This window comes from Pseudomonas sp. (assembly GCF_037994325.1).
GTDB lineage: Bacteria > Pseudomonadota > Gammaproteobacteria > Pseudomonadales > Pseudomonadaceae > Aquipseudomonas.
Map to the genome: position 1 here is coordinate 1 of NZ_JBBNAH010000752.1, position 7,445 is coordinate 7,445.

The window sequence follows — 7,445 nt, forward strand, 5'->3', positions numbered from 1 at the left end:
GCAACACGGCGGCTACGACCGCCACCTGCGCAAACTACGGCACACCCTGGAAATGCAACAAGGCGCCATGCTCGCCTCCGCCGCCCGCCACTTCCCAGCGGAAACGCGGGTAACGCGGCCCAGTGGCGGCTACTTTTTGTGGTTTGAATTTCCCCAGCAAGTCGACTCGTTGCAGCTGTTTCAGCTGGCATTGGCGCAAGGCATCAGCCTGGCGCCGGGGCCGATCTTCTCCGCCACGCGGCGCTTTGGTAACTGCGCGCGGCTAAACCATGGGCATGCGTGGGATGAAGCCAGTGAGCGGGCGATGGAGATGCTCGGGAGGATTGTGGGGTCGTTTTGATGCGCTGGATTTAGGTTCCAGGGTTGCGACGCTTTCACGCCCTGTGTACCTGGTTCCCGAATCGTCGGACCGCCGCCTGCGCGGGGATGACGGTGAATGATCAAACAACGCCGTCGTCCCCGCGCAGGCGGGGACCCAGGGGTGCTGCTCTCCAACCAGCAGCAATTATTTCCCGCCCTCAACCCCAGGCGGTTGGCTTTGCGCGGTGGCTTGGCTGACATTGCTCCCCGCCGGCACGCTGCGGGTTAGCCACACATTGCCGCCAATGGTCGAGCCCTTGCCCAAGGTGATACGGCCAAGAATGGTCGCCCCGGCATAAATCACCACGTCGTCTTCCACAATTGGATGGCGTGGCTGGCCTTTGTGCAGCTGGCCGCTTTCATCGGCGGTAAAGCGTTTCGCGCCCAAGGTGACGGCTTGGTAAATGCGCACATGGTTGCCGATGATCGCGGTTTCGCCGATGACCACACCGGTGCCATGGTCGATAAAAAAGCTATGGCCAATCTGCGCGCCGGGGTGAATGTCGATACCGGTTGAGGAATGCGCCAGTTCCGCACTGATCCGCGCCAACAACGGCAAGCCAGCCCGGTACAGATGGTGGGCCAAGCGATGGTGAATCACCGCCAACACGCCGGGGTAGCACAGCAGCACTTCATCCACACTGCGCGCCGCTGGGTCACCGTGGTAAGCGGCGATCACATCGGTATCCAGCAAACGGCGCATGGCCGGTAAGGCGCTGGCAAAGTCGCGAACAATGGCCACGGCATCGGCTTCGCTGCTCGGCTCTTCACCGCGTTGGCGGGCGGCGTAGGCCAGCTCCAGGCGAACCTGAATCAGCAGGCAGTTCAAGGCATTGTCGAGGGTATGGCCGACGTAGAAATCTTCGCTTTCTTGGCGCAGGTTGCTTGGCCCTAAGCGCATGGGAAACAGCGCGCCGATCAGGCCATCAAGAATAGTGGCCATGGCTTGGCGCGACGGCAGCTCGCGGCCACCCAGTTCACGGGCGCGGCCATTACTGCTGCGCCATTCGGCACGCACGGCGTGGAGCTCGTTAACGATCTGCCCCAACTGCCAATTCACCGGTTGGCTAACGGCTTCGGCGGGCGTTGGCGTCAGCTTTCCGAGGCCGGGTTTGAGCTGTTCAGACATGGCAATCCCTTTGGCACGGGGCCGGATTAGACGGGATGGCTACTCTATGTCGCCGCCGTGGGCGGCCTAAATAATTAATTCGTTTAGGCTAAGAACCAAATCGTCTAGGCAAGCGCAGTGTGTCATGTGCACCGCAAAAAACCATTTGCGTGTACGCCATGGTGCGCATAGCGCACCCTACAAAAGCGCTACCCCGTCGCCGTAGGGTGTGCTGTGCGCACCGAGCGATATCCGCGGAAACGCCATGCGCGCACACCGAACGCGGCCCCGCACACCCTACGCAACGCTGCCATGCCCTTCTGCCATCGCCACAACCACTTTGCGCTTACCGGTAAACGTAGAACGCGCATGGGCGGCGAGCATATTGTCGAGCATCAGCACATCACCCGCTTGCCAGGCAAAGCTGATGGCGCATTCGTCGAGAACCCCGCGCACTTCGTCGAGCAGGCTGTCTTCGATAGGGCTGCCGTCGCCGTAGTAGACGTTTCGCGGCAGGTCTTCTTCGTCGACGATGTCCAACAGGTTTTCGCGAATATCGGCGGCCAGGTTGGAGATATGGAACAGGTGCGCCTGGTTAAACCACACGTCTTCGCCGGTCTGCGGATGACGCGCCACGGCTTGGCAAATCTGCCGGGTGCGCAGCTCGCCGTCGTCTTTCCATTCGCAGCTGATGCCTTGGCGCGCGCAGTACGCTTCCACCACCGCCGGGTCGTCGCTGTTAAACACCTGCTCCCAGGGCACATCCAAACCATTGCCGAAGTTGCGCACGTACATCAGGCCATGGCGGTTAAAGCGCTCATGAATGCCGGGGGCGATGCGGCGGAAAATCTCGCGGCTATCAGCAATCGGCGTTTCGCCGCCGGTTTCGGCAGCAATCATGCTGTAGAACCAGATTTTCATCGGCCACTCGCGGGTGTAAGCCTGCTCGTTGTGCAGCGGAATACGCTGGTGTGCCGGGTATTCCGTAGAGGTGTACACGCCCTGGGTGACGTTGCTGCGCGGCGTGGAGCCAAATTCGTAGTTGAGCAAGTTATGCCCAAAGCCCGCGGCAAATGCGCGAAAGCGCTCGGCATCGCCCACCTCAAAACCACGAAACAGAATGCCACCAGCCTTTAATAGATGCGCGTCCACCAGCGGGCGAATTTCGCCTAATACCTGCAACAATTCGATCCCTGCTTGCGGCGCCTGCACCAGTAACGGCAGCGAACCGCCATTGCTTAGCAGCGGCCGAATGCTCAGTTGCAACGGGCTGGCGACCGCGCTCATGCCAGCGCATCCACAGCGGCGGCAAAGGCGCGGGAGAAGCGGCTGGCGACTTCATCCACTTGCTCGGCGCTGATAATCAGCGGCGGCAGAAAACGCACGACGCTGCCGTGGCGGCCGCCGAGTTCCAGAATCAGCCCACGCTTCAAGCATTCGGCCTGCACGCGCCCGGCCAAGGCGGTAAAGGCTGGCGGATGGCCGAGCTTGTCGACAGCGCCGCGCGGGTCGACCAATTCCACCCCCAGCATCAGGCCGCGCCCGCGTATATCGCCCATCTGCGGGTAGTCACGCTGCAGGGTGCGCAAGTGCCCAACCAAGCGTTCGCCCATGGCCGTGGCGTGGCCAGCGATATCGTGCTCGCGCAAATAACGCAGCACGGCAGAACCGGCGGCCATGGCCATCTGATTGCCACGGAAAGTACCGGCATGTGCACCGGGCGCCCAGGTATCCAGCCACTCGCGATACACCACCACCGCCAACGGCAAACTGCCGCCAATGGCTTTGGACAACACCACCACATCGGGCACGATGCCGGCGTGTTCAAAGGCAAACATCTTGCCGGTGCGGGCAAAACCGCTTTGAATTTCATCCACGATCAGGGCAATACCCGCCTGCTCCGTGATGCGCCGCAGGCCCTGCAGCCAAGCGATATCAGCGGGCACCACACCGCCCTCGCCTTGCACCACTTCAACAATGACTGCGGCCGGCAACAGCACGCCGCCTTCCGGGTCGTTAAGCAGGTTTTCCAGGTAATTCAGATTGACCTGCACGCCCTGCTCACCGCCCAGGCCAAACGGGCAACGATAGTCATAGGGGTACGGCAAAAACTGCACGTTATTGCCCAGCACGGCGCCCAAGGGCTTTTTCGGCCCGTGATTGCCCATCAGATTTAGTGCGCCCAGGCTCATGCCGTGGTAACCGCCCTGGAACGACAAGATGCCACTGCGCCCCGTAGCCGTGCGTACCAGCTTAAGTGCCGCTTCCACCGCATCGGTGCCAGTGGGGCCACAAAACTGGATTTTCGCCTCGCGGGCCAAGGCTTCAGGCAGCACGGCGAACAGGTCTTGCACAAATTGGTCTTTCACCGGGGTGGTGAGGTCGAGGGTATGCAGCGGCAATTCATCGCTGAGTACCTGGCGAATGGCATCAATCACCACCGGATGGTTATGCCCCAACGCCAAGGTGCCGGCACCGGCCAGGCAATCAATAAAGGTCCGCCCTTCCACGTCTTCCACATAGATGCCACGAGCGCGCTTGAGCGCAAGCGGAATGCGCCGTGGATAGCTGCGCGCATTCGACTCTTGGCGTTTTTGCCGTTCCAACAGCGGCGACTCGTCGAACTGATAAAGCACTTCTTCGGCAGCGATGGCACGCGAGGCAGTGGCGACTTGCATGGGGTGATACTCCGTGAATTGGTATCGGCTCAACCAAAAGCGCGCCCGCGCGATCGGCAACCGTTGCAAGAAGTAACGTGGGAATTGGCGACGGATTTAGGCCGGGTCAAAAGTTTGTCTGCGCGTGCGGGTGCTGCTGGCTGCCAGAATGCTCAGCGCGGTCTAACGGCGCGCTTCTGCCGCTAACCGCGCGCGCCTAAACGCCCGCCGAGCTTGCGCAAAGTACCCCCAGCCGGACGGCAATACGCGCCATAGACCTCTGACGCAATACGCCAGTCGTTCCAAGCGCCTTTGATCCCGCGCCGTCCAGCTCAGCTCGAGTTTGCCGCGCAGTTCCGCCGGCAACGTGCCAATCGCCAGCCAGCGCGCGCCGCGATCAAACAGCGGGCGCAGCACCCACCACAACGGCCCGCGTAGCCACGGGTATGGCGCCGGCAACGCCTTATTGCCCGCCAAGTACCAGCGCGCGACCTCCGTGGGCTCCAGCACCTGCTCAAGCATATGCGCCCAGTACACCTTGAACGCCGCGTAATCGGCTGGCACAGGCGTCATCGGCAAACCATATAAGGCGTACCACTGGATCGACTCCTGATACAGACGCGCCTTGTCCGCCTCCGCCAACGGCTCACCAAACAACGCTTGCGCCGCAATCTGGCCCTCAAAAAACGTCGCATGCGCCCAATAAAAAAGCTCCGGGCTCAGCGCGTGATAGCTGCGGCCATTGCCATCGGTACCCTTCACATGGCGGTGAAAATCGCGCACACGCCGGCCGGTCTGCCCGGCCGCATCGTCATACACCACGCCGAGAATCGGTGGAATGGAGCGCAGCAAGCGGTTCCACGGGTTATTAAACAGGTCCGAATGCTGCGCCACCCCCGCTGCCAAACCCGGATGCAGGTTTTGCAGCAAGCCCACGCGGCTAATCAACAGCAGCCCGCGCAAGTCGCCAAAATAGCGCCAGGTCAGCGAATCCGGCGCCAAGGGCACTGGCCATTCTTCATGTTGTAGGGCGGGCTGAGCTTGCATTGCGATGACCTCTGGTCTTGAATCGGCCAGCTGGACTCTAATGCGAGCCTCAGCTCGCATTCAATTCGCAAAGGAAGGTGTCATGCGCAAGCAACCAAGCCAGCAGCGCTCTCAGCACATGGTTGGAATATTGGTAGAAGCCAGCGGCCGCGTAGTGGCCCGCGAAGGCTTGGCGAACTTCAGCACCAACAAAGTTGCCGCGGAAGCCGGCGTAAGCATCGGCTCGCTGTACCAATACTTCGCCGACAAAAACGGGCTACTCGACGCCCTGCTCAACCAGATGTTGAACGAACTAAAAACCCTGATCGACGCGCACCTGCAACAGCTACTGAAATCCGACATTCGCAGCGCCGTAGTAGTGCTACTGCGCGCGGTACTCGCATTTATGCAACACGGCGACCAACGCTACCTGCAACTCGCCCGCCACTGGCAACAACTACAAACCCACCACGTAGTAGACGAACTGGAAAAACACCTACTCGAAACCTGCCGCCGCTACCTGCTCGACCATATGCAAACGCTGCCCATCAAAGCCGCCTACCCCGTGCTGTTTGTATCGGTAAACAGCGTGCTTATGACCCTAATCCGCTACCTGAGCGTGCCGAACCCGCCGTTGAGCGAAGAGGAGTTGGTCGACAGTCTTGCCGATATGCTGGCGGCTTACCTGAACTGGGCGGCGGTTGAGGGTGGATAGAGGGCTATGAATGCTTTTGCCGGACGGAACAAGTGGGTTGTTTATACCGGGAGTGCTAATGGATGGCGTCTGTTTAAAAAAGACTGGTACGGAGCGGAGGTTTAGAGTTGAGAAATAAATCTGCCCCCCCTCTTGGTCAGTCCCCTTTTGGTCACGGTACATTCCCGCTGGCTTATGGCACCACCTACGGATTAGGAAAACTGCTTGTTCACGAAAACGCCAGAAAAATTGAGGTAGCTACGCAATTATTAGCTAACTTTCAGGAAGCTTAAATACCGCCAAAAACCCCCTATAAAACAATGATAAAAAATCATCTCAACATCTTTTCCTTTAACGCAGAATCCAAATCAGCTGTTATTTCTTTCAGGTACTTATTAACAGACTCCAGCTTGTCCAATCCTTTATCCACGAGCCATTTATCACCACTCAAAACCAGCCTTGCATAAATAGATAGCCTAATACTATCTAATCCGTCCTCTTGCCAATTTATAAATGACTGGCAAGTCTGGACACATAGATATTCGAACTGCATAAGCTCATCAAATTTAAAAGAAAAGTCATCACCCCATAACGCACGACATTCAAATTGTAGCGTTTTTATTTCGGCACGAAAGGATTCGCTTGCGCTCACTCGATTTTGAATTCCGTCCCGAAAAAGCGAATACATTCTAAGCCCTGTTGGTGGCGGGGCTTTCCTCACCTCTGTTGCTGCAGAGCCCACTTGCCCCCACAAATACAAAACTTCATTCGTCAATTTATTAACACAAATTGCCACTCTTCTAGCTAAGTCATGATCAGTAGCTGCACTAATTTGGCTGCGCCAAGTGTTTATTCCAACATATGCAACTCCCACTGCTGCGATAGTCGCTATTGCGGCAAAAGACTCCAACAAATCATGAATATTTCCAATCACAAAAAACTGATCTTCCACTAGAGCTCTGCCAAAAATAACTCCCATGAAAATTAGTACTACAGCACAGAAAACGTCTACCAATTTTAAATTCATCGAAGACTCCGCCCTAATACTCGATGTAGAACGACATATGAATAAGCCACATACTGCAAGCATTCCAAATCAAAAAATTAACAACTATGCTATGCATGCTTTTTTTAAAACAAGGCCGCTGCGCACGTATTTATTCGAAGCGACCGATTGAATATCAACTACTCAAAATATACCTCATTAGCGTCAAAGCCACTCCGTACCGAATGCGATTCACTAGGACAATTGGAATGACCTACTAAGCCTTTCCAAAAATCCTCGCCAAACCATTCCAGCAAACAGAAGTAGCGGCAGCAGAACACCAGATCCATTCGCTCCCAGTTGTGAGCAACACAGCCACTACTTATCCGAAAGTGATCTTCCAGCTCATAAAAAGTGATCGTCTCACCCTTGAGATTCAGGTCATCGAGAAACTTGGCTAGCTCATCTACCTTTTCTTCTCCAATCTCGAAGCAATGCTTGTGAGGCCCATGCCAATCAACACCATGGTTACCGACTGGATACAGGTCGTGGGACCAAGCGTAAGCATAAGCGTCACTAACGTTTCTATTCGCAGCCTCGTTGGTGAATAGTGAA

Annotated in this window: 7 protein-coding genes and 1 pseudogene; 2 read left to right on the top strand and 6 right to left on the bottom strand. The window is 57.1% G+C overall.

What is annotated here, in order from left to right; genetic code table 11:
- Nucleotides 1-340, top strand: a pseudogene (locus AAAB16_RS25290) (PLP-dependent aminotransferase family protein); the annotation flags it as partial.
- Nucleotides 341-505: 165 nt separating this feature from the next.
- Here AAAB16_RS25290 and epsC read toward each other — a convergent pair.
- The 4 genes from epsC to AAAB16_RS25310 all read right to left on the bottom strand — a co-directional run bounded on the left by epsC (nucleotide 506) and on the right by AAAB16_RS25310 (nucleotide 5,172).
- Nucleotides 506-1,489: a serine O-acetyltransferase EpsC gene (gene epsC, locus AAAB16_RS25295; RefSeq protein ID WP_340665836.1), complete on the bottom strand. Its 984-nt coding sequence runs from the start codon at nucleotides 1,487-1,489 to the stop codon at nucleotides 506-508.
- A 276-nt stretch (nucleotides 1,490-1,765) separates the two neighbouring features.
- Nucleotides 1,766-2,755 carry a TauD/TfdA family dioxygenase gene (locus tag AAAB16_RS25300; protein WP_340665837.1) on the bottom strand — a complete coding sequence of 330 codons (990 nt, stop codon included), beginning with the start codon at nucleotides 2,753-2,755 and terminating at the stop codon, nucleotides 1,766-1,768.
- Nucleotides 2,752-4,146, bottom strand: a complete 1,395-nt coding sequence (locus AAAB16_RS25305) for an aspartate aminotransferase family protein (RefSeq protein ID WP_340665838.1) — start codon at nucleotides 4,144-4,146, stop codon at nucleotides 2,752-2,754. Before AAAB16_RS25305 ends, AAAB16_RS25300 begins: the two co-directional genes overlap by 4 nt.
- A 162-nt stretch (nucleotides 4,147-4,308) precedes the next feature.
- Nucleotides 4,309-5,172: an oxygenase MpaB family protein gene (locus tag AAAB16_RS25310; RefSeq protein ID WP_340665839.1), complete on the bottom strand. Its 864-nt coding sequence runs from the start codon at nucleotides 5,170-5,172 to the stop codon at nucleotides 4,309-4,311.
- 82 nt (nucleotides 5,173-5,254) lie between these two features.
- On the opposite strand from AAAB16_RS25310, the gene AAAB16_RS25315 reads away from it, so the two are divergent.
- Nucleotides 5,255-5,866 carry a TetR/AcrR family transcriptional regulator gene (locus tag AAAB16_RS25315; protein ID WP_340665840.1) on the top strand — a complete coding sequence of 204 codons (612 nt, stop codon included), beginning with the start codon at nucleotides 5,255-5,257 and terminating at the stop codon, nucleotides 5,864-5,866.
- A gap of 310 nt (nucleotides 5,867-6,176) precedes the next feature.
- Here AAAB16_RS25315 and AAAB16_RS25320 read toward each other — a convergent pair whose 3' ends face one another.
- Nucleotides 6,177-6,872: a hypothetical protein gene (locus AAAB16_RS25320; RefSeq protein ID WP_340665841.1), complete on the bottom strand. Its 696-nt coding sequence runs from the start codon at nucleotides 6,870-6,872 to the stop codon at nucleotides 6,177-6,179.
- Nucleotides 6,873-7,030: 158 nt separating this feature from the next.
- A partial coding sequence (locus AAAB16_RS25325; protein WP_340665842.1) for a hypothetical protein occupies nucleotides 7,031-7,445 on the bottom strand: 415 nt, incomplete at its 5' end.

Excerpts from the sequence above, each read along its gene's own strand:
- epsC (WP_340665836.1), bottom strand. The coding sequence starts at position 1,489 with ATGTCTGAACAGCTCAAACCCGGCCTCGGAAAGCTGACGCCAACGCCC.
- AAAB16_RS25320 (WP_340665841.1), bottom strand. The coding sequence starts at position 6,872 with ATGAATTTAAAATTGGTAGACGTTTTCTGTGCTGTAGTACTAATTTTC.
- AAAB16_RS25315 (WP_340665840.1), top strand. The coding sequence starts at position 5,255 with ATGCGCAAGCAACCAAGCCAGCAGCGCTCTCAGCACATGGTTGGAATA.
- AAAB16_RS25300 (WP_340665837.1), bottom strand. The coding sequence starts at position 2,755 with ATGAGCGCGGTCGCCAGCCCGTTGCAACTGAGCATTCGGCCGCTGCTA.
- AAAB16_RS25310 (WP_340665839.1), bottom strand. The coding sequence starts at position 5,172 with ATGCAAGCTCAGCCCGCCCTACAACATGAAGAATGGCCAGTGCCCTTG.
- AAAB16_RS25305 (WP_340665838.1), bottom strand. The coding sequence starts at position 4,146 with ATGCAAGTCGCCACTGCCTCGCGTGCCATCGCTGCCGAAGAAGTGCTT.